Source organism: Photobacterium lutimaris (assembly GCF_003025555.1).
In the GTDB taxonomy this organism is placed as follows: domain Bacteria; phylum Pseudomonadota; class Gammaproteobacteria; order Enterobacterales; family Vibrionaceae; genus Photobacterium; species Photobacterium lutimaris.
This window is the reverse complement of the sequence record NZ_PYMH01000018.1, coordinates 64,856-85,837: the sequence shown is the minus strand read 5'-3', so window position 1 is coordinate 85,837 and position 20,982 is coordinate 64,856. Positions and strand designations below refer to the sequence as shown.

Here is a 20,982-nt window from a genome sequence, read left to right as displayed (position 1 = left end):
GGAGAGCAAGATGAAAAGTCCGACTGACACCAGTTTTGTTCTTGATATCTCAAGCCTTGATCGCTTACGTGCTGGGGTGAAAACCGGTAAAGAAGGCGAGAAAGCGAGCCTGCAGGCTGCCGCCGAACAGTTCGAAGCTATCTTTACCCAGATGATGTTCAAATCGATGCGAGAGGCAAACTCTGCCTTTGAGTCGGACTTGATGAGTAGCCGTAACGCAAAATTCTTCGAGCAAATGCATGATGAGCAGATGGCCAGTGAGCTGAGCCGCAGCAATTCGCTTGGGCTGGCTGATATGATTGTTCAGCAACTCGGTGCCCACCAAGATGATAGCTCTCCTCAACTGAGTGATGGTACGCTAGCAAAAGAGCAACGATTTGTTGAGTTAGACAACGGTGGCAAGTATCTGCCGTTTGAGCGGCAAGAGTTTAATCCGGATAATTACACTGAGCTTAGTAAGCCACATTTTTCACCGGTAGCGCATCAGCATGAAGCGGCAAAGCCGGCGATGAGTGAAGAGCAAATCACCCAGATTGCCAATAAAGCCATCGCGCAGCGTCATGCTGCCAATAATGGCGTTTCTGCACCTTCAGTGCACGTACCGTCATCCCCACGGCCTGAGAGCTTTGATTCCCCGCAAGCCTTTGTTTCACATATGGCGCCTTATGCCCGTCGAACTGCGAGCGCATTAGGGGTAGATCCTGCCGTATTGATCGCCCAAGCCGCCCTTGAAACAGGGTGGGGTAAGAAAGTGATCAGCAATGCTGGCGGTAACAGTAATAACCTGTTTAATATCAAGGCTGATCCGAGCTGGAAAGGAGAAAAGATGGCAACGCAAACCTTGGAGTACCATCAAGGCATTGCGGTTCAGGAGCGTGCCGCATTTCGTTCTTATGATTCTTTCGATGCGAGCTTCAATGATTACGCACAGTTTTTAAAACAGAACCCGAGGTATTCGGTCGCGCTGGAAAATACGCAAGATCCGAAAGCGTTTATTAATGAGATCCATAAAGCCGGTTATGCAACCGATCCAAGATACAGCGAGAAAGTAATGCGGGTATTTGATCAGGTGAACGATTTAATGAGTAAAGAGCAGTAAAAGAAGAGGTCGAAAGTAAACTATACAAACACGTCAATAATTGATGAAATAATGTTCAGTGTGTCTTCGCTTTCAGACAATGCTGATTGAATTTCATTAGCTTGGACTTTTTCCTGATTTCCTTCCCGAATATTATCCAGCACCACAGGTGCAATGATCTCTTTGATGGCATAACCCAGCAATGTTGCAATACCAATGTTCATAATTACCACCAATGATTTTTATCGATTAGATATATCAATTATATATACAAGTTATACTGTTTATCTAGTGTAAATCGAAATAAATTATAAATGTTAGATATGGTTATCAGTTGTGGGTGGGGATGTTGATTTTTTGTGTTAGTGCATATAGGTGGTTGTCAAGCAATTGACGATATAGGACGTAAATCGATATGTATCGTAATCATTATTGTTTAATGAGTAATAACGCTTGTAACATAAGGTGCTATCTGGTAGGTCACAAGCGCTCTCTTTTATGATACTGGTTTATAGTTACTTATTGTTTTTTATATATGAAAAATATTCACGGTAAAAATCAATAGTCTGCTTTTTAAGATCTTCTAAAGTTTGAGAGTTAATCGATGTGGCATCATTCATGAGAGAAAGTACTTTATCTTTGAAGCCGGTTTCTATTGGAACATAGGTTTCAGAAGTTGATAATTGATTATGGATAAACTCAATTCTTTTCAGAGGTGAAAGGCCTATTGTTGGGCAATTTGCATTCATTGAACACACGTTAGCGTGATAGCGAGAACCAATCACATACTTACTATCGTGATATATTGAGAATAAATAGTCCGTTGCTAAATCTCCTTGAATGTAGGGTGCAACGATGATCTTACTTCGCTTGTATCTATCAGGAATAATATTGAGTAGTTCAGCGATAGCTTCCACATCACTATGTATATGAGGGACTAGAACGACTTTATATTTTTTTGAGTCTATAATTTCAATGACAAGTTGACTTAACTCATCGATATAAGCCGATTTGTCATAGATCTTTCTATCATTGTTGTACATCTCTATTTGGTCCGCCGTAATATTCAGAGCGACATATTCGCCAGAGATTGGCAGGTTACTTCTATGCTGTGGTTTATAAAAAAAACCATGATCAAGTATTTGAGTGATATGGGTAAGATAACTCTTTCCAAAGTTTTCACACAAAACGTCTGCTGAGCCATCATTTCTGATTGCAATCTGAATATTGGGGGCTGTCTTAGCGTAATCTAAGAAGGCTTTGAATTTTTCTTTATTTCCTTCAGGAACGACTCGGTGGGGATGGCAACCAATACTCGTAATTAAAATAGGCACTTTTATTTGCTTGAGGATATCTTCGCTAATATTAATTGTTGTACCATTTACACTATTTTCCACCCAATAATCAAGGAATCCACCACCCCCAAATACCACACAGTCATATTGGTTACATTCATTTGCAAATCGAGTATCAAAAACAAATTTGTCTTCTTGATTATAGTTGTTATATGATTTTCTTATCTCGATTTTTTTTATTGTTGTATTGATGTTTAAGTCTTTCAGTATAGATAGAAAACCCAAGTGACTCGCATTATCACCGATGTTTCCTTCAAATGCTGCAATATGTAATATTTTCATTGTTTAGCCTATGGATTAAGTTATTCATGATGGTTGTAAATCATAAAAATCTTTATATTTAATTTGTTCGCTTAATATGAATTTCTTGATTGTTAAATAGGCGTTCTTGAGTGAATCTTTTTGGTGATATGGGTTGATATATGTCTTGATTAAAGCTTGGAAAGCGTCTGACTGGGATATAATTAGTGACTTGTAAATCTCCTCGTTATTACAGTGGCAGTCAATAACTGTATTACCTCGAACTCGTCCTTTTTGGCGGTCTCCGATATTAACAGTAGGTACAAATAATGAAGGAACCTCAATGAGGCCAGAAGACGAGTTACCTACAAGCCCTTGTGAGTACTTGATTAACGATAAGTACTCCTCAGGGGCAACGGATGTCATGTACCTTAATTGATATTTTTCGCAGAAGATATGGATTTGATTGGTGATTTCATCTGAGCCGGTATCGGAGTTTGAGCCGATAAACACAAAATCGTAGTTTTCCTTTAACCGCTTGAGGGCTGTAAGTAGTTCTTTGATTTGCAGGCCAACAGGGAAGTCATTGAGTGTTTCTGGATGAAAAACAACCATGAAATAGGGTTTATCAAATGAACCAAATTTTTCGCTTAGTTCAAATTTGGTTGGCAGTGGTAAAGATAAGCTATTTTCAGCGCCAAGGGCTCCTATATTAAATACCGTTGCAGGGTTTTCGCCAAGTTGGATGATGCGGTTACGATAAACCTCGGTTGAGGCGAGGTGGAGTTTGCTCATTTTTGTTATAGCATGCCGAATAAATTCATCATAGTTACCTAGTGTTTTTTCACCACCATGTAAGTGAATAATTGGAATGTTATACATAGCAGCGGCAATGGCAACAGGTAAAATTTCGTATCTGTCGCCAAGTAGCATCACGGCATCATAATGGTGTTCATGAAAGTAGTGGCCAAAATGTGTCTGGCATAGAGACATTGATGACAAAATAGCAGCATTGCTTTTTGTATTTATATTTATATTGAAGCACTTGTGAAGAGGGAAACCATCGCTTTCAATTTGCTTGTATGTCGATCCGAATTTTTCTTCACAGTGCATGCCAGTTGCAACGATGGATAAATCAATGTCCTTATCTTGGTTAAGGACTGTCAGCAGGCGCTTCATGATCCCATATTCAGCACGAGACCCCGTGACATACAATAATTTTTTCATTGAAGGTGTTCCGTCAATTCAGTTTCTAATTGTTGATAAGCAGCAGGTGAAAAATGCAAACCATCAACGGTATATTCAGCTGGTAAATTTCCAAATGGGTCATAAAACTTATTACTAAGCGAAATCCACTTAGCATCTTGTATGTTATCTTTCAAATATGAATTAAGTTGCTGGATGACATGGTTGTTTCGGTCTATACGGCCTCTAACTGGTGGAACTGAAATAATATATATTTTTGTATGTGAGTGGATTTTTTTTATTTTTTCTATTGTCAGGGTTACCCATTTCAGAGTATCTTGCTGTTTCCACCCTTCTATAACGATGTCATTAGTTCCTGCAAAGAGGATGACATGCTCTCCTAGTGTTGTTAGGAGGCCCGCCTCTAAAATGATATCTAAATACTGTTTGGTACTGATACCTGCAATACCGAGGTTATTTACTGGTAGCCCGTTGAGAGTTTTGATATCCCAATAGTCAAAAATGGAATGGCCTAGCAAGGTTACGGGAAGTTTGCCAATTGGGTGCGAGAACTTTTCATCTATGCGATAGTTAATGGCATCCAATAATTGTACCTCTTTGTTTTTCTTATTTTGGATTGTAATTGCCAGCTCAAAGTCTAACTTGTCATCGATATCAACAGAGTCTTCTTTCGACATGATGTACGCGACGCTGTCTTTGCCGAAAAAGTGTTTTTTATCAATATACTGATTACAGTTAGCAATGAAGATTGCCCCATTAGGTGAGTATTCGCGTTTAGTTTGGCGGCGATATTGACTGAAATCCTCATTAAAATATTTTAGACTCAGATCGTCATCAATCGGTTTGATTAGAGCCGAGCATTTTTCCGTTTTTGCTACGGATACAAGAAAATTTGCTTCAGGGTGTTTTTCGAACTGGGTGACAGCTTCTTTGATGTGATCTGAAGTTCTAAATGGTGATGTTGGTTGAAGAAGGGCAAAGTAGTCATAGCCAGGGACTTTTTCTAATACGTCTTCGATAACCATAAAAGAGCTAGCAGTATCTGAAGCTAGGGCCTTATTTCGTAGAATAACTTCAGCGCCAAACTGCTCAGCAATAGCTTTATATTCAAGTGAATCAGTAGATACAATAATGCGCTCAAATTCTTCGGATTGAATCGCAGCCTCGATGGTGTAAGCCAGTACAGGCTTATCCAAAAGCATGAGAATATTTTTATTTGGCAACCCTTTAGAACCAGAGCGTGCTGGAATAATGGCAATTTTATTAGGCATAATATTCAAATTTCTTGTGCGGTAAAGCCCGTATGTTCAATTAACTGATCTTCTGAAAAGTCTCGTTCTGCATGTCGACCCAAGATGTCATACCAAGCCATTGGACTGATTCCATTGCCCGGCCGCTTGGTTGTAATATTTTCTAACGTGAAAAGCTCGCCTTTTTGGATGTTTGATTTGGCAACGATAGACTTTCTTGCCACAACCTTGTTCTTGCGTTCAGAATTTGTGACTTGTTTTATGTGGGAGCCCAGGGACTTTTCGACGGCACGGATCCCTTTGCATAACAGACTAAGCTCATCAGGGGTAACGGAGGCTTTGTGATCCGGACCATCGAAGTTTTTATCTAATGTAAAGTGCTTTTCAATTAATGAAATACCAAAAGGGACTGAGGCAATACCAGCAAAGTAACCGGGAGAGTGATCAGAGAAGCCAATTTTGTACTCGCTGAAAGTTTGCTTGAGCCCTGCAATACAATTTAAGTTCACGTCTTCAAATGGTGTTGGGTATTCAGTGTTACAGTGCAATATGGTGATGTCTGTTTGAGACATACCGTTTAGGTTTAAAACCTCAAGCGCCAAAGTAATTTCTTCAATAGTCGCCATCCCGGTAGACAGAATGATTTTTTTCCCAACAATCGGGAGACGAGCGATTTTTTCTAAATAAGGTAGGTTGAGCAATTCCCCAGAAGGAATTTTCCAGGTTTTCTGCTGCCTTGAAGCAAGAAAATCAATGGAATCCAAATCAAACGGTGTCGAGAACACATCTAGACCAAGTGATTTGGCATACTCTTCGAGCTTGATAAATTCTTCGTAGGGAAGCTCAAGCTTTCGCGTCATTTCCAGTTGAGATTCGGCATTGCCAGTCTGTTTAATTTGATATTCCGCTTTCGGTGCAATGCTCGAGATGAGTAAATCAGCCTTGAAAGTTTGGAACTTCACAGCATTGACTCCGGCTTTATGCGCTTCGTCGACCATTCGTTTAGCGAGTAGAAAGTCACCATTATGGTTACAGCCAATTTCGGCAACAATGTATACAGGGGTCATTCTGTTATTTCTCTTATTAGTCGTGTTGGTGAGCCAGCTACCACTATGTTATCGCCGATATTTCGAATAACAACAGAGCCAGAACCGATAATAGTGTTAGCACCGATAGTTATTTGGCCGTTGACGACAGTACAACTTCCGACGAAGGTACGTTTGCCGACAGTCACATCACCATTCAGTACGACATTTGTCGTAATATTTGAGCAGCATTGAATATCATTGCCATGCTCGATAAGGGAGCGGGTATTAACAACGACCCCATCGGCAAGTGTCGTCCCACTGTTGATAATGCACATTTTTCCTATATAAATACCGTTACCCAATTTTACGTCTTTGGCTAGCATGGCTGATGGATCGATAATATTGATTTGCTCAAGCCCCCTTTCGTTTAATTGTGTATAGAACTGATGGCGAGTATTAGGATCGCCAACGCCGATAAAATAGACATAATCATCTGGGAAGGCGATATCATCGATATTGTTGGCGATAATATCAAAACCAATATGCTGTCCTTTTTTGAAGGAGTCGATGAAACCGACAAGGTTATAGCTTTGGTGATCGAGGCTATCGACGATTGATTTAGTAAACCCGCCAGCGCCAATAATTATTAGCTGTTTAATTTGATTCATCGTGTTGCACTTCATGTTATTACCTGGCGACAGCAACAGTAGTGTCACCGTAGCTGTCGATTAGCACTTATAACTTTGTACTTACAAACCAAAGTCTCGCTTCATGTAGTTTGATATTGCTTCAACAATAGGGTATTTATTTTCGATAAGAGGAGGATAAGCGAACATTTTTTCATGGCGCTTATCTTTTCCTTTACCATAAAACTCTATTGGTTTCATGAAGTTATCACTCTGCTCTCGTGCTACGTAGACATAGCACGGTTTTCCGACTGCAACGGTTAAGCGGAAGACGGAACTACCAGAAGTGAAAACACCATCCAACGAGTTTATCAGTGCTGCAGTTGATAAGAAGTCATCTTTAAGATCCAATTCTGCAAAGGTGATGACGTCTATACCGGTCAGTTTTTTCAGCTTTTTGAGCTCTTTATCGCAATCGCCGTACTGCAAGTTGTAAAAGGTTGCGCCTGGAAATTGTTTCATGAAGTGTGCAACATCATTGATGGATAAGTAGTTTCGGTTTCGTGCACCAGAACGTAAGCCACTTCGCCAGCTAATACCAATTTTTAGAGAATGCTCATTTGAATGGTCATTGACTTTACATAGCCAAGTTTGCTGCATCTCTTTAGGCAGTCGAACAAATTTTTCATCATGCCAGTGAAGGCTGGTCTCATTGTATATGTGTTGACCAATACTTCCCATCGGAAGCCAGCTGTCAATATCTTCGAGTAGCTTGAGTTTTATTTGGTTCTGGATAGTTGATGAATTGGCTTTGATAGGAATTAACTCTAAGGATGGAAAAGCTAATTGCATCATAGGTACAAGACGTTCATCACAGGCAAGATAAACTTTATTAACTTTTTCAATTATATAGTTTAAATTGTGGCCAAATAGCAATTCATCACCTACCCCTTGTTCTCGAACGATTAATACGTTGTCAGATGAAGGGCGTTCGGGTGTCCAATAGGGCTTATTGGGGGAATAGCTAATTCTGTCTCCGCTGGCAATACCGCTTTCATAGGCTTGATAGTATTGATCCCAGTCTTTTTTGTAGCGAAGCAAAAACTGTTTGTTCCAAAGTACTTTATGATCTGCTGGATAGTGTTCGGATATTGAATCCAGATACTCTCCGGCTTGCTGGAAGTCACCATTATAATATGTCAAATCAAACAGTCCTTTTGATAAGCGAACTGCTCGTTCATGATCGTGAATATTCGCGTCTAGGGCTGTGGTCAACTTCTCGGTGGCAAGTGCTACCAATGCACTGGTAAATTGTTGTCGTTCAGTGATTTTTTTGTAGTATGAAATGCCGTTAATCCAAAGTAATTCGGCATCAGCTGGAACTTCACGGAGTAAGTGCTTGCTGGTTTCATAGGCGTCGTGGTAATCGCCTTTCAGCATTAGAAGTTCCGAGAGTAATTTCTTCAGTTCAAAGGACTGTAATTGCTTGTTACGCATCATTGTTTTATAGACATCAATACCTTTACCGTGTTGCTTGATCTGGCGGTATAGCTTCATTAGCATCAAGGCGATGTTTTCATTATCAGGGCTGAGTTCTAGAGCTAGTTTAAGTTGGTGAGTCGCGTTAGTGTACTTTTCTTGTAGGGTATACACCGTTGCTAGCTTGAGCTGTAAATCCAAATGGTTAGGACACAGTAACAACATCGATTGCAGTAATTGCTCGGCTGGAAGGTAATTCTGACCGGCCAGTAGCAGAGCAACGGTTTCTAGTGTTTTCTCAATCTCTTGTTCAAGTTGTTGTTTTTGTTTTTGAGTAACCTGTTCAAGGGCTTTATTTGATTGCTGGCTTTGTCCCCGGTTGCCCATTGCTTGATGTATTTCACCTTGTAATTGGAGCGCCCCTTGATGCTGCGGGGATACGTTTAGAATCTCATCCAATTTGGAAAGTGCATCAATATTGCGCCCTTGTAGTTTCAGGGTATGGGCAAGATCCAGTTTTAAGGCAATATCATCAGGGCACAAGGAGAGTGCTGTGTTGAGCTTTTGCTCTGCTTTTACGTAATGCCCATCCTCCGAATCAAGTACGGCTAGAACTTGCAATACATCGACAGCTTCTGGGGCTTTTTCAAGAATAGATTCGAATATTTCACGCGCTTTTGCTTTTTTACCTTCTTGGTAGGTATTCACGCCCAACTGAAAGGCTTGTTGGAGCGTGAGCGTCGCGGTTGGGGTTAAGTCTATCTTCATTGCAAACTCTTTTCGCTTGGATGGTCACATCATGGATAGCAGCATTGCTGCAAAATTCATGCCCATCATTCGTTTGGTATGGATATTGCATCTGCATAGGCAGGGTTTGTTATGGACAGCATGTTCGCTGTTTATTTTGCTTGGCTGGAGAGAAACAATGGCGTTGGATTTACTCAATATTGGTATGAGTGGGCTGAGGACATCTCAGAAACAGCTCAATGTGACCAGTCACAATATCAGTAACGTTAACACGCCGGGTTATAGTCGCCAGAGCGCTGAGCAAAAAGCAGATGATGCCCATTGGATTGGCGGAAGCCAATACGGAACAGGTGCTTACATCGACAATGTAAGACGTGCCTATGACCAGTTTGCAGCAAGGGAACTGACCCAATCGACTACCCAGTTGCACCAAGCCAATGAAAGTCATGCCCAGCTTGCCGTGATGGATGAGTTCATCTCCAACAATGCCAGCAAAACCATTACCAGTATGAATGATTACTATGATTCGGTAAAAAGTTTGGCGGATCACCCCAATGATCTGGGGTCGAGAAAAGCCGTGCTGGAGAATGCCTCGCTTGTCAGCCAAACCGTGAATAGCACTTACGATACGCTCGCTGGTATGCAGCGTGATGTGAATGACCAATTGGTGGCAACAGTTGACCGAGTGAATACCCTAGGGCAAGAAATTGCCACATTGAACAAACGTATTCAGGAAAACCCTGCCGGCGAAAAAAATGACTTGTTCGATAAACAGCAAAGCTTAATCAATGAACTGGCCCAGTACACAAAAGTGACGGCGCTAAAGGGCAGGGATAACCTCGCCAATACTGTGATTATTGGCGACGGTCAAACACTGGTTTCAGGGACGGAATCGTCTCGTTTAGCGGTGATCCCCGGCGAGCCGGATCCACTGCAAACACAGGTCGCGGTTGATGATGGGCATAACACCACCCCTATCAGTACTGATAGTCTGGGGGGGAGATTGGGCGCTATGGTTGCTTTTCGCCGTGATGTGGTTGAACGCAGTCTTGATGAGGTCGGCAGGATGGCTATCGGTTTTGCCGGTCAGGTCAATACCATTCAGCGCCAAGGTTTAGATTTGAACGGTGAGCAGGGGCAAAACCTGTTTGCCGATATTAATGACCCTAGAGCCATGGCTCAGCGAGTAATCAAGCCCCTGGGTAGTGCAGCAGACTTGGCTGTGGCCATTGATGATGTGTCTAAGCTTCAGGTGGGTGATTACCAGCTAAAGGCAAGCACGGATGGTGTGAACAATACCTATCAAATGTTTAATGCAAAAGGTGATGAGGTCTTGAATCAAAGTATTCAAGCCACTGACCCACAAGTTATTCAAGTTGATGGGATGACCATTGATGTCAACAGCTTGTCTGCCGCGCCCTCTTCCGAAACCTTTACTATCCGCCCTGTCCGGTTAGGTGGTGCACAGATGTCGATGAATGCGACCGAAGCATCAGATATTGCAGCCCAGCGGGTGGTATCCGCTGCAGAGAGTAACCAAGGTTCTGCACAGTTAGAGCCGCTATCGTCAGCGCAGGTGACGGGGAACTATCAGGTTATTATTAGTAATACGGGTGACACGCTGTCAGTATTTGATGATCAAGGCACTAAGCAGATTTTGATCGATGAAAATGGCGCGCCAACGACCGATTTGAATTACCCAGTACAAGGCAATGCCATTAACTTTGCTGATGCGATGAATAACGGGGTACCGACGCTGGCGCTCTCTAGCGGTGCCTTGGCTGGAGATGCGTTTTCCGTTCAGCTTGGTGCGGCAAAAGCCGAAGGCGACAACAGTAACCTAATGGAAATGCAGCACTTACAAACGAACAAATCGATGAATAATGGCCGCTCTAGTGTCATTGACTTGTTTCAGAATCTCACTACTGACGTGGGAATTCAAAAAATGAATGCCGAGAAGTTTGGTCAAATCAGCCAGCTTGATATGGATGCGGCAACAGAGCGAGTCGCGAGTGTCTCTGGGGTGAACTTGGACGAGGAAGCGGCCAACCTGATGAAGTTCCAACAAGCCTACATGGCATCATCGCGTATTATGAGCGTGGCCCGTGAAACCTTCGATACGCTGATGCGTGCGGTGTAAAGCGAGGAGCAATTATGATTAATCGTGTATCGACATTCTCTCAGTACCAGAATCTGACCTCCAACCTGATGCGTAAGCAGGGAGCGGTGAACAACACCAATGAGCAACTGGCAACGGGCAAGCGTATCAAAACGGCTGGTGATGATCCTATTGCGTCGGTGTCCACCCAAAACTACAAGCAGCAACTGGTTCAGATAGAACAGTTTCAAAAATCGATCACTCTAGCCAATAACCGATTAGGTACCTTGGAAACATCACTGAAAAATGTTGAAAACCATGTCGACAGTGCCAAGCAAAAAATGATTGGTATGATTAATGGTGCGATGGCAGGTGATGATAAAACGGCGTTTAAAAGTGAGCTGGAAAGCCTTTACGAAGGATTGCTGAATCTAGCTAATACTCAAGATGAGGGCGGCAATTACGTGTTCGCCGGCCATCAGGTACGAACCCAACCGTTTATCGAAGATGCCAATGGTGATGTGCAATATAAGGGAGACAGTGGTTCCCGCCAAGCACGTATCGATACCTCTGTGCATGTGGATACCAGTCAGCCCGGCGATCTGGTCTTCATGGGCATTGATAACCCGTTTGGTGACTACCGACCGGATTATGCGGGACTTCAAGCTGAATCAGAGCTATCACTGCTCTCAGCGACTAACCAAGATCTCAATGACCCAACCACCTATAGCGTGACGTTTGTTGATGATGGTCAAGGGGGCTTGAACTACGAGCTATACGGAAATAACCAGCTACTTGATACCCAAGGCTACGATCCTGCTCAGGGTATTCAATACACAAATCCTGACCCGGCAAGCCAAATCCATCTTGATTTGCAGTTCAAGGGGGATATCAAAGCTGACGATAGTGTCACGTTGGACAAGACCTCGACGATTGACCTGTTCCAGACATTGAATGATGCAATCAAGTATTCAGAGTATCCTACCTCTTCATCTGAAGCGAGGGCTAGCCTGCAGCGCTCAATAAAAGAGCTCAATGGCAGCTATGTCCATATGAACCAGCGACGGGCAGAAGTCGGTACCGAGTTGAAAACCCTCGAAACGTACGAGTCCCAACACAAAGATTTTGAACTGAGTCTCAACAAGGCCAAGGGTAGCTTGGAAGACTTAGATTACAGCAAAGCCATTATTGAGTTGAACGAAGACATGCTCGCACTGCAAGCCTCCCAAGCGGCATTTAACCAAACCAAGCAGCTTAGCCTGTTCAACTATATGTAATCAGAAACCATGTCGTTAAAGCGGCAGTGTCTTGCCGCTTTATCAACATCTTTCCGTTTAAACGATTAAAGCGGCAAAAAATCTTTGCTAGTTCGAAATGGTGATTGATACTTTCTCGCCCATCGCCCATCGCCCATCGCCCATCGCCCATCGCCCATCGCCAGCAAAAAGTTTTTTAAAAAAAAGCCTAAAGGTATTTTTCTTTGTGCCGTTAATAGAAGTACTTAAAGAAAAATAGATATTTACCCCCTGCTAAGGCTGGGTTGTAACTCAACAAGGAGCGAAATATGTCTGTTACCGTAAATACTAACGTTTCAGCGATGACGGCCCAGCGTCACCTAGGTTCTGCTACTAACAATGTAAGCGGCAGCATGGAACGACTATCTTCTGGTTTGCGTATCAACAGCGCAAAAGATGATGCGGCGGGTCTACAAATCTCTAACCGTCTAACCAGCCAGACTAACGGCCTAGACGTGGCAATGCGTAACGCCAACGACGGTATCTCTATGGCCCAGACGGCTGAAGGGTCAATGCAGGAATCAACCAACATCATGCAGCGTATGCGTGATCTATCGTTGCAGGCGGCGAACGGCTCGAACTCTGACGATGACCGTGGTGCCATCCAAAAAGAAATGGATCAGCTAACCACTGAACTTAACCGTATTTCTGAAACCACCACCTTCGGTGGCCAGAAGTTGCTTGACGGCTCGTTTGGCACCCAGCAGTTCCAAGTTGGTGCGACGGCGAACGAAACTATCAGCATGACTCTAGGTGATATCTCTGCTGATAACCTTGGTCAAGTGGGTGCTGATGCAACTGCGGGTGAGATTGACGCAGCAGCAGCGGCTGAACTACAAGGTGGTAGTATTACGATTAAACACAATCCTGCGACAGGTGGTGCTGTAGCTCTTGATAAAACCATTGACCTAAGTGGTACCACTGACTCTGCAGGCATCGTGGATGCGATTAACTCGGGTATGAGCGGTACTGGTATGGTTGCAACGCTGGATGAAACCTCTGGTGCTATTTCGATTGCTGGTATTGCAGAAAATGAGCTTGCAAGCTCAACGCTTTCAATTACAGGCACACAAAAAGGTGGTGGTAGCCTAAGTACTGCCGGTCTAGCTGGCCTAACGGATATCGCTGTTGGTGCTGCTGATAGTGGTAAAAACATGCTAAGCGACCTAGACGTGACAACGGCAGCGGGCGCGCAGCAAGCGGTTTACGCGTTGGATGCCGGTATCTCTTCGATTGATGACCAGCGTGCAGAGTTGGGTGCGGTACAAAACCGTTTCAACCACACTTTGAACAACCTAGCTAACGTTAACGAGAATGTGACGGCGTCTAACAGCCGAATCAAAGATGTTGACTTTGCCAAAGAAACCACGGATTTGACCAAAAACCAGATCCTTCAGCAGGCGTCAACCTCGATTCTTGCTCAGGCTAAAATGAATCCTCAGGCGGCATTGAGCCTACTGTAATCATCTAGTCCTCAAAGGCATGGTGCGCAAAGCACCATGCCTTTTTACCATTGCATGAGGGTGAAATAATGGAGATCCCACCTGACAGCCATGTACGGCCGATACCGGTAACTGCCTCCACCAATCCTAATAATACCTCTTCTTCTGGTCGTGATGGCCGTGACGTGATTGCCACGCAAAAAAATAGTGTGACGACCAACCAAGCTGATCCCCCCCTCGCTACGGATAAAACGACTAAGCCTCAAGATGAAACGGCCAAGCCCCAGTTGGATGAAGCGTTGGCAGAAAAAATGGCCATGTACTTTCAAAACGTTAATCGTGAACTGAAGTTCCAAGTCGATAGCGAAGGCGGCGATCCCATCGTAATCATCATTGATAAAGAAAGTGGTGATGTGATCCGCCAAGTTCCGGCACAAGAATTGCTAGATATAAATGAAAGCCTGGCAAAATATCCGCCAGTCTCGTTGAGCCAAAAGGTGTAAAGGAGTCGCATGGGGTTATCGGTTGGTGGTTTAGGATCAGGGCTAGATGTTGCTGGCATGACGGATATGCTGGTGGCGGCTGAACGTACGCCGAAACAGCAACGTATCGACAAGCAGATGCAGGAAGTGGAAGTGAGTTTGAGTGCCTATGGGCAGGTCAACTCATCCATGTCTGATATGCAGGAGATGTTTGAAGAGTTCGATGAAGAAGAGGTGTTCCTCAGTAAGAAAGCCGTAAGTTCAGAGGGTAGCTACCTGAAAGTCAGTGCCGAAAGCCATGCCCAGAACGGTAACTATTCGATCGAAGTCAACCAGCTGGCGCAATCTCACCGTTTGGTGAGCCAAAATGGTCTTGATGCTGATCCCGATGCGAGTTTGGGTGATGGTGAATTGGTTTTCTCTTTGGGGAGCGAAACCATGTCGGTCACTATCGACCCGGCCAAGAGCAGCCTCAAAGATGTTGTTGATGCGATTAATAATGCCAATGGCAACCCTGGTATCAATGCAACCACCATTACCGTAGGCACAGAAGCACACATAGTCTTTACCAGTGATAAAACCGGTGCGGCCAATACCATCACCATTGATGCCTCAAATGCCACCGGTGAATTGTCAAAGCTTGCTTTTGATCCAGCGGACCCTGCCGCCGGTGAAATGGATGTTATGCAAGAAGCGCTCGATGCGGAAATCATGATTGATAACTTCCTGACCGCGACCAGTGATACTAATGAGTTCGATAATGTCATCGATGGCGTCAAGCTCAATGTCGAAAAACTGACGGGCACGCTCAATGGCGGGCGCGACGATATTGATGTCAAAAAAGTGAACATTACGATCAGTAATGACACTGACAAAGCCAAAGAGTCTGTTGAATCATTTACCGAGAGCTATAATGCGTTTCTCGAAATGGTTGAAGAAATGTCTAAGTATGACATTGAAGAGAAAACCGGTGGACCACTAAACGGTGATAGTATCACCCGCTCCTTCACCGGTCAGATGCGTACTTTGATGAACACACCGGTAGAGGTCAATGGTGAGCAGCTTTATTTGTCAGATTTTGGCGTAACGACGACCCGAGAAGGCGTCCTCGAAATCGACGATGAAATGCTTGATGATGCGCTTGCCGATAACTTTGCGGCTTTCAATCAGTTCTTTGCCAGTGATAACGGTTTCTTGAAAGAAGTTGATAAGCTGATGGAATCCTATGTTGGTCGTGAAGGTACATTGACCAACCGGGAAGAGTCACTGGAAGGCCAGAAGAGTCGTTTGGAAGATGACCAACGAGAACTTGACCGCCGAATGGAAGCCTATGAAGAGCGGACCTATAAACAGATGTCGGCAATGGATGCGGCTATCTATAAAATGAATAATGAACTGAATACTATGATGAGCTTGCTGGTGTTCTAAGGTTGAAACATGAAAGAACTAACCCTTTTAGAGAAGCAGATACAGGCTCTTCTAGCACTTGATGAGTATCCAGATGATTTTCCCGAGCAGCTCGAGCAACTTGTCGCTGCAAGGCATGAGCGGGTCAAATTAATTCTGGCTGACCAAGAAAAGCTCAGCCGGGAAACGTTTGAGGATGTCCAGCAACGTACCCGCGATTTGAAAGCATTGCTGGAGCAAAATAAAGCCCGTATCAGGCAGAAGTTACTGACTGCCAAGCAAGGTAAAAAATCGGTCTCTGTCTATAAAATGTATCAAAAATAAATAGGAAATAGCCATGCGTGGTTCACTTCAGGCATATAAACAAGTCTCCGTTAATTCTCAGTTGGCCAGTGCATCGCCGCACCGTGTAGTGTTGATGCTACTGGGTGGCGCGATTGAGCGCTTGGTTCAGGCCAAAGCGGCAATGGAAATGGGCAATGTTGCAATGAAAGGCGAGCGAGTGTCTAAGGCGCTGGCGATTATCGGTACATTACGTGATAGCTTGTCGATGGAAGATGGCGGTGATATCGCAACCAACCTCGATAGCCTGTATGACTTTATGATGCGCCACATTATTGATGGTAGCTCTGGCAATAAACCAGAAAACTTCAACGAAGTGGTCGATTTGCTGCGTGAAATCAAGTCAGCGTGGGAGCAAATCCCTGCCGAATTTCATCATCTCGCAGAGGAATCATAAAAACCTGACAATACGGTTGTGAGGTTTTTTATTGCTCTCTCCAGTATAAAATCCATTCGATAGCTATCCCAGCCTCCTTTTTCACTGGGATAGCTTCACAGCTTTTGCCCACCGTTGGTTGCCTTATTCTGTACTTTAATTACAATGGTCTAATAAGATTTGAAGTGGTTTCTCGTTGCATCAGGCAGTGTTTTCATAGTTTTGAATATGAAAGTCAATAATACCAGCACGAAATAACTCTTAAGTAGGCAGGCAAACTCTTTTCTATGCAAGTTCATACCCTCATTATTGATGATGACCAACAGCATCGCCATGATTTAAGCGTGATCCTTTCCTTTATTGGTGAGCAGTATGAGGCATATTCGTCTCCAGAGGTTAACAGTACGCACGGTGAAAAAGAGTGGGGGGCATGCTTACTTGGCAAGATCAGTTCCAGCCAGTCATTGAGCACACTGCTTAATTTTCTGCGCACCCATCACCATATTCCCGTGATCTCCATGGGCGATCATGAAAGTGAGCTGGCGTCTTTACCCAACTATATCGGTAATATCGACAAGCCATTGCACTATGGCCAGTTGATGGATGCCTTCCGCCATTGCAAAGAGTTTTTAGGCAAACAAACCTTTCAACTACCTTCGCTCGGCCGTAAGAATACCTTGTTCCGTAGCATGGTTGGGCGCAGCGAAGCGATAAGCCAGATCCGCCATTTGATGGAGCAAGTCGCCTCAACAGATGCTAGCGTGTTGATTTTTGGTGAATCAGGCACCGGTAAAGAGGTCGTTGCGCGTAACATCCATTATCATTCGACACGTGGCAAAGGGCCGTTTGTTCCGGTGAACTGTGGTGCTATCCCACCCGATCTGCTGGAAAGCGAACTGTTCGGTCATGAGAAAGGGGCGTTTACCGGTGCAGTTTCTGCACGTAAGGGCCGTTTTGAACTGGCCGAAGGCGGTACCTTGTTCCTGGATGAAATTGGCGACATGCCAATGTCTATGCAGGTGAAATTACTACGCGTATTGCAGGAGCGCTGCTTTGAGCGTGTCGGTGGAAGCGAAACGATCAAAGCTGACGTGCGCATTGTGGCGGCAACGCACCGCGATCTCGAGTCAATGATCGCCGACGAAAAATTCCGTGAAGATCTGTACTACCGCCTGAACGTCTTCCCGATTGAGATGCCGGCACTGCGCGAGCGAATGGAAGATATTCCTTTACTGCTGCAAGAGCTATTGGCTCGGATGGAAGCCCAGGGGGCCAAGCCTATCCACTTTACTCCTCGTGCTGTCACCTCTTTGATGGAGCATGATTGGCCGGGCAATATTCGTGAGTTGGCTAACTTGGTTGAGCGTTTGATCATTCTTTATCCGGGCGAAATGGTCGACATCAGCCATCTGCCAATGAAGTATCGCTATAGTCAGTTTCCTGAATTCCAGCCAGAAGAAAACTTCCTGTCGGTAGACGATCATGAAAGGTTGGCATTGGCTGATATGTTTAGCAGCCATAGCGCAGAGCTGGACGATGATCAGAGTCACAGTGATTTACCGCCGGAAGGAGTCAATTTGAAGGAAATGCTGGCAGAGCTAGAAATTGACATGATTAGCCAGGCCCTAGAGGCACAGGGCGGGGTTGTTGCCCGGGCTGCAGACATGCTGGGAATGCGCCGCACCACATTGGTTGAAAAAATGCGCAAGTATGGCTTAAGTCGCTAGTCAAAATACCATCACATCTAAGGCGCCAAATTGTTGGCGTCTTTTCTTATCTCCCTCTCTAGATAACATGCTGATAATAAAGATATAATCTTGGCATCATTCATGCATATATCTAGTTTGTCGCTTTTTAATGGCACTTTTTGACAGCGTACTGTTAGACGCTCTGCATCGAATTCATAGCAATTGCTCTGCGCGCCATGAAGTGCTCATTTTCGTTTTATTAGGTTTTCCATGGAAGATAATCAGCCAGATCAGAGTCTCCCGCTTGCTTCAAGCTCGGCTTTGGGGACATTGTCACAGCAAGTTAGCCGCTATCAGCAAGTGCTGGAAGTGATGCCATCTGGGGTGATCTTCTTGGATCCGGGGGGGATAGTCCGCGAGGCCAACCCCGAAGCGATTCGTTTGCTTGGTGAGCCGCTACTGGACCAACGCTGGGTCGATGTTATCCAGCGGGCGTTCTCTCCCCGCGACGATGACGGTCACGAGATCTCTTTGAAAAATGGCCGCAGGGTGAAATTGGCGATATCGGCATCGAACAGCGGTCAGCTGATTTTCATCACCGACATGACAGAGACTCGCCTGCTCCAGTCGCGGGTCAGTGAGATGCAGCGGTTGTCCTCGCTTGGCAAAATGGTTGCCTCGTTGGCCCATCAGGTAAGGACGCCGTTATCCAGTGCCATGTTGTATGCCTCTAATCTGGCTGCACCCAATTTGACCGCACCAATGCGAGAGCGTTTTCAGGGCAAGTTAGTCGACCGCCTGCACGATTTGGAAAAGCAGGTCAATGATATGCTGTTGTTTGCCAAGGGCGGCGACAACAAAGTGGTGGAGTGCTTTAGTCTTGAGACCCTGCTCAACGAGCTCGATAGCATGGTCGAAGCACAGGTGCTTAATAGCCAGGTTGATTTCAGTATTGATTGTGACGATGAATCGTTGCAGCTACTGGGCAACGCCAATGCACTGGCGAGTGCGATCAGCAACTTGATCACCAATGCCATCCAAATGGCGGGTAAGCAGTGTCGGGTTGCGGTGAAGGTTATCGAGCAAGGTGGTTTTATTCACTTGGCTGTATTGGATAACGGACCGGGTATTGCCCCTGAGATGCAACAGAAAATCTTGGAGCCATTTTACACCACGCGCCAGCAGGGAACCGGACTTGGGTTAGCCGTGGTACAAATGGTCGCCAGTGCTCATAAGGGGCGGTTGACCGTGGAATCAGAGCTCGGCAGAGGAGCCTGCTTTACTTTATCATTGCCGCAGGCTGATGCCGTTCAAGCAGAGCATAATGAACAACAATTGGATCCGACAGGAGTAACACAATGAATCCAAACCGTGTTTTGGTCGTCGAGGATGACGAGGGATTGCGCGAAGCCTTGGTGGATACGCTGGCGTTGGCGGGTTATCATTCGCTGGAGGCTGACAGCGCCGAGCAGGCCCTGCTGATGCTCAAAGCCAATACGGTCGATATCGTCGTGTCGGATGTTCAAATGGCCGGTATGGATGGTCTTGGTCTGCTACGCAGCATCAAGCAACACTGGCCCAAACTGCCGGTTTTGCTGATGACCGCGTACGCCAATATCGAAGATGCCGTATCGGCGATGAAGGACGGCGCAATTGATTATATGGCCAAGCCGTTTGCCCCTGAAGTGCTGCTCAATATGGTCAGTCGCTATGCGCCAGTGAAAAGCGAAAATGGTCATACCGTTGCCGCTGACGAAAAGTCACTGAAGCTACTGGCACTGGCCGAGAAAGTCGCCAAAACAGATGCTAGCGTGATGGTACTGGGCCCGAGCGGTTCGGGAAAAGAGGTCATGTCGCGCTATATCCACCAACACTCTAACCGCAGTGACGGTCCTTTTATTGCGATTAATTGTGCAGCCATTCCGGAAAATATGCTGGAAGCAACCCTGTTCGGTTATGAAAAAGGGGCATTTACCGGAGCCATCCAAGCGTGTCCCGGTAAGTTCGAGCAAGCCCAGGGCGGGACAATTCTGCTCGATGAAATCAGCGAAATGGACTTGAACTTACAGGCCAAACTGCTGCGGGTACTGCAGGAGCGTGAGGTCGAGCGTTTGGGGAGCCGTAAGAGTATCAAGTTGGACGTTCGCGTACTGGCAACCAGTAACCGTGATTTGAAACAGTACGTTACGCAAGGGCATTTCCGTGAGGATTTGTATTACCGCCTCAATGTGTTTCCGCTGTTGTGGCCTGCACTGTGTGAGCGCCCGGGAGATATCGAGCCGCTTTCTCAATACTTGATGGAGCGCCATTGCAGCAAGCAGGGGCAGCCGGTACCCGAGTTTTCATCCGCGGCAATGGCTAAGCTCAAGCACTACACCTGGCCGGGCAATGTCCGGGAGCTCGACAATGTTATCCAGCGGGCATTGATCTTGTGCCAGGGGCAATGGGTGACAGAATCAGATATTTTGCTCGAAGGGTTAGACTGGTTGCAGGCTGATGGATTGCAGACCTTGCTCGAACCGATGGCAAGTACGCCGTTGGGAGATGATGCAACCGGCGCACCACATGCCAGCCCGAATGTGGCGACAGAGCAACAGGTTGTTGAGAAGGTAAAAATGGCAACGCCAGCGGATGGATTAGGAAATGAGCTGCGGGAACAAGAGTTTTCGATTATTCTAGACACCATTCGGGCTTGTGATGGCCGGCGCAAGGATGTCGCGGAAAAATTAGGGATCAGTCCAAGAACGCTGCGCTATAAATTGGCAAAAATGCGCGATGCTGGAATCGATATCCCAGTTTGAACACCGTAATGATGGACGAATTCCTTCATACTTTACGTAATA

Annotated in this window: 18 protein-coding genes; 11 read left to right on the top strand and 7 right to left on the bottom strand. The window is 45.2% G+C overall.

Annotation, left to right across the window (positions count from 1 at the left end; all coding sequences use genetic code 11):
* The first annotated feature begins 10 nt into the window (after positions 1 to 10).
* Entirely contained in the window at positions 11 to 1,099 is a 1,089-nt protein-coding gene (flgJ, locus tag C9I99_RS24590) for a flagellar assembly peptidoglycan hydrolase FlgJ (RefSeq protein WP_107351468.1), read from the top strand.
* Between the two features lie 20 nt (positions 1,100 to 1,119).
* Here flgJ and C9I99_RS24585 read toward each other — a convergent pair whose 3' ends face one another.
* The 7 genes from C9I99_RS24585 to C9I99_RS24555 all read right to left on the bottom strand — a co-directional run bounded on the left by C9I99_RS24585 (position 1,120) and on the right by C9I99_RS24555 (position 9,030).
* Positions 1,120 to 1,302 carry a hypothetical protein gene (locus C9I99_RS24585; protein WP_107351467.1) on the bottom strand — a complete coding sequence of 61 codons (183 nt, stop codon included), beginning with the start codon at positions 1,300 to 1,302 and terminating at the stop codon, positions 1,120 to 1,122.
* Between the two features lie 291 nt (positions 1,303 to 1,593).
* Positions 1,594 to 2,715, bottom strand: coding sequence for a polysaccharide pyruvyl transferase family protein (locus C9I99_RS24580; RefSeq protein WP_107351466.1), 1,122 nt, complete (start codon positions 2,713 to 2,715; stop codon positions 1,594 to 1,596).
* A gap of 24 nt (positions 2,716 to 2,739) precedes the next feature.
* The gene (neuC, locus tag C9I99_RS24575) at positions 2,740 to 3,900 is read right to left on the bottom strand and encodes a UDP-N-acetylglucosamine 2-epimerase (RefSeq protein ID WP_107351465.1); all 1,161 of its coding nucleotides are present in this window, start codon (positions 3,898 to 3,900) and stop codon (positions 2,740 to 2,742) included.
* Positions 3,897 to 5,150: a cytidylyltransferase domain-containing protein gene (locus C9I99_RS24570; RefSeq protein ID WP_107351464.1), complete on the bottom strand. Its 1,254-nt coding sequence runs from the start codon at positions 5,148 to 5,150 to the stop codon at positions 3,897 to 3,899. The genes neuC and C9I99_RS24570 overlap by 4 nt, the downstream gene beginning before the upstream one ends.
* 5 nt (positions 5,151 to 5,155) lie before the next feature.
* A complete protein-coding gene (neuB, locus tag C9I99_RS24565; RefSeq protein WP_107351463.1) occupies positions 5,156 to 6,196 on the bottom strand; it encodes an N-acetylneuraminate synthase in 1,041 nt (346 codons plus the stop codon).
* A complete protein-coding gene (locus C9I99_RS24560) occupies positions 6,193 to 6,825 on the bottom strand; it encodes a NeuD/PglB/VioB family sugar acetyltransferase (RefSeq protein ID WP_208113405.1) in 633 nt (210 codons plus the stop codon). Before C9I99_RS24560 ends, neuB begins: the two co-directional genes overlap by 4 nt.
* 81 nt (positions 6,826 to 6,906) lie before the next feature.
* Positions 6,907 to 9,030, bottom strand: coding sequence for a tetratricopeptide repeat protein (locus C9I99_RS24555; RefSeq protein ID WP_107351462.1), 2,124 nt, complete (start codon positions 9,028 to 9,030; stop codon positions 6,907 to 6,909).
* Here C9I99_RS24555 and flgK point away from each other — a divergent pair.
* From flgK to C9I99_RS24505, 10 genes are all read left to right on the top strand, one after another.
* Entirely contained in the window at positions 8,996 to 11,149 is a 2,154-nt protein-coding gene (gene flgK / locus C9I99_RS24550) for a flagellar hook-associated protein FlgK (RefSeq protein WP_243734549.1), read from the top strand. The two genes, C9I99_RS24555 and flgK, sit on opposite strands and share 35 nt — an antisense overlap.
* 14 nt (positions 11,150 to 11,163) lie before the next feature.
* Complete coding sequence (gene flgL / locus C9I99_RS24545; RefSeq protein ID WP_107351461.1) at positions 11,164 to 12,384, top strand: flagellar hook-associated protein FlgL; 1,221 nt, start codon at positions 11,164 to 11,166, stop codon at positions 12,382 to 12,384.
* Positions 12,385 to 12,671: 287 nt separating this feature from the next.
* Positions 12,672 to 13,865 carry a flagellin gene (locus C9I99_RS24540; RefSeq protein WP_107351460.1) on the top strand — a complete coding sequence of 398 codons (1,194 nt, stop codon included), beginning with the start codon at positions 12,672 to 12,674 and terminating at the stop codon, positions 13,863 to 13,865.
* Between the two features lie 68 nt (positions 13,866 to 13,933).
* On the top strand, positions 13,934 to 14,347 hold the full coding sequence (locus C9I99_RS24535) for a flagellar protein FlaG (RefSeq protein ID WP_107351459.1): 414 nt from the start codon (positions 13,934 to 13,936) through the stop codon (positions 14,345 to 14,347).
* Between the two features lie 9 nt (positions 14,348 to 14,356).
* Positions 14,357 to 15,754, top strand: coding sequence for a flagellar filament capping protein FliD (fliD, locus tag C9I99_RS24530; RefSeq protein WP_107351458.1), 1,398 nt, complete (start codon positions 14,357 to 14,359; stop codon positions 15,752 to 15,754).
* A gap of 9 nt (positions 15,755 to 15,763) precedes the next feature.
* Complete coding sequence (locus C9I99_RS24525) at positions 15,764 to 16,057, top strand: flagellar biosynthesis protein FliS (RefSeq protein WP_107351457.1); 294 nt, start codon at positions 15,764 to 15,766, stop codon at positions 16,055 to 16,057.
* A gap of 13 nt (positions 16,058 to 16,070) precedes the next feature.
* The gene (gene fliS, locus C9I99_RS24520) at positions 16,071 to 16,472 is read left to right on the top strand and encodes a flagellar export chaperone FliS (RefSeq protein ID WP_107351456.1); all 402 of its coding nucleotides are present in this window, start codon (positions 16,071 to 16,073) and stop codon (positions 16,470 to 16,472) included.
* Positions 16,473 to 16,738: 266 nt separating this feature from the next.
* Positions 16,739 to 18,178 carry a sigma-54 dependent transcriptional regulator gene (locus tag C9I99_RS24515; RefSeq protein WP_107351455.1) on the top strand — a complete coding sequence of 480 codons (1,440 nt, stop codon included), beginning with the start codon at positions 16,739 to 16,741 and terminating at the stop codon, positions 18,176 to 18,178.
* Positions 18,179 to 18,409: 231 nt separating this feature from the next.
* Positions 18,410 to 19,501: a sensor histidine kinase gene (locus tag C9I99_RS24510; protein WP_107351454.1), complete on the top strand. Its 1,092-nt coding sequence runs from the start codon at positions 18,410 to 18,412 to the stop codon at positions 19,499 to 19,501.
* Complete coding sequence (locus C9I99_RS24505; RefSeq protein WP_107351453.1) at positions 19,498 to 20,940, top strand: sigma-54-dependent transcriptional regulator; 1,443 nt, start codon at positions 19,498 to 19,500, stop codon at positions 20,938 to 20,940. The genes C9I99_RS24510 and C9I99_RS24505 overlap by 4 nt, the downstream gene beginning before the upstream one ends.
* Positions 20,941 to 20,982 lie beyond the last annotated feature (42 nt).

Excerpts from the sequence above, each read along its gene's own strand:
- C9I99_RS24570 (WP_107351464.1), bottom strand. The coding sequence starts at position 5,150 with ATGCCTAATAAAATTGCCATTATTCCAGCACGCTCTGGTTCTAAAGGG.
- flgJ (WP_107351468.1), top strand. The coding sequence starts at position 11 with ATGAAAAGTCCGACTGACACCAGTTTTGTTCTTGATATCTCAAGCCTT.
- C9I99_RS24580 (WP_107351466.1), bottom strand. The coding sequence starts at position 2,715 with ATGAAAATATTACATATTGCAGCATTTGAAGGAAACATCGGTGATAAT.
- C9I99_RS24585 (WP_107351467.1), bottom strand. The coding sequence starts at position 1,302 with ATGAACATTGGTATTGCAACATTGCTGGGTTATGCCATCAAAGAGATC.
- C9I99_RS24510 (WP_107351454.1), top strand. The coding sequence starts at position 18,410 with ATGGAAGATAATCAGCCAGATCAGAGTCTCCCGCTTGCTTCAAGCTCG.
- C9I99_RS24555 (WP_107351462.1), bottom strand. The coding sequence starts at position 9,030 with ATGAAGATAGACTTAACCCCAACCGCGACGCTCACGCTCCAACAAGCC.
- C9I99_RS24540 (WP_107351460.1), top strand. The coding sequence starts at position 12,672 with ATGTCTGTTACCGTAAATACTAACGTTTCAGCGATGACGGCCCAGCGT.
- fliS (WP_107351456.1), top strand. The coding sequence starts at position 16,071 with ATGCGTGGTTCACTTCAGGCATATAAACAAGTCTCCGTTAATTCTCAG.
- flgL (WP_107351461.1), top strand. The coding sequence starts at position 11,164 with ATGATTAATCGTGTATCGACATTCTCTCAGTACCAGAATCTGACCTCC.
- C9I99_RS24525 (WP_107351457.1), top strand. The coding sequence starts at position 15,764 with ATGAAAGAACTAACCCTTTTAGAGAAGCAGATACAGGCTCTTCTAGCA.
- fliD (WP_107351458.1), top strand. The coding sequence starts at position 14,357 with ATGGGGTTATCGGTTGGTGGTTTAGGATCAGGGCTAGATGTTGCTGGC.
- neuC (WP_107351465.1), bottom strand. The coding sequence starts at position 3,900 with ATGAAAAAATTATTGTATGTCACGGGGTCTCGTGCTGAATATGGGATC.
- C9I99_RS24560 (WP_208113405.1), bottom strand. The coding sequence starts at position 6,825 with ATGAATCAAATTAAACAGCTAATAATTATTGGCGCTGGCGGGTTTACT.
- C9I99_RS24515 (WP_107351455.1), top strand. The coding sequence starts at position 16,739 with ATGCAAGTTCATACCCTCATTATTGATGATGACCAACAGCATCGCCAT.
- neuB (WP_107351463.1), bottom strand. The coding sequence starts at position 6,196 with ATGACCCCTGTATACATTGTTGCCGAAATTGGCTGTAACCATAATGGT.
- C9I99_RS24535 (WP_107351459.1), top strand. The coding sequence starts at position 13,934 with ATGGAGATCCCACCTGACAGCCATGTACGGCCGATACCGGTAACTGCC.
- C9I99_RS24505 (WP_107351453.1), top strand. The coding sequence starts at position 19,498 with ATGAATCCAAACCGTGTTTTGGTCGTCGAGGATGACGAGGGATTGCGC.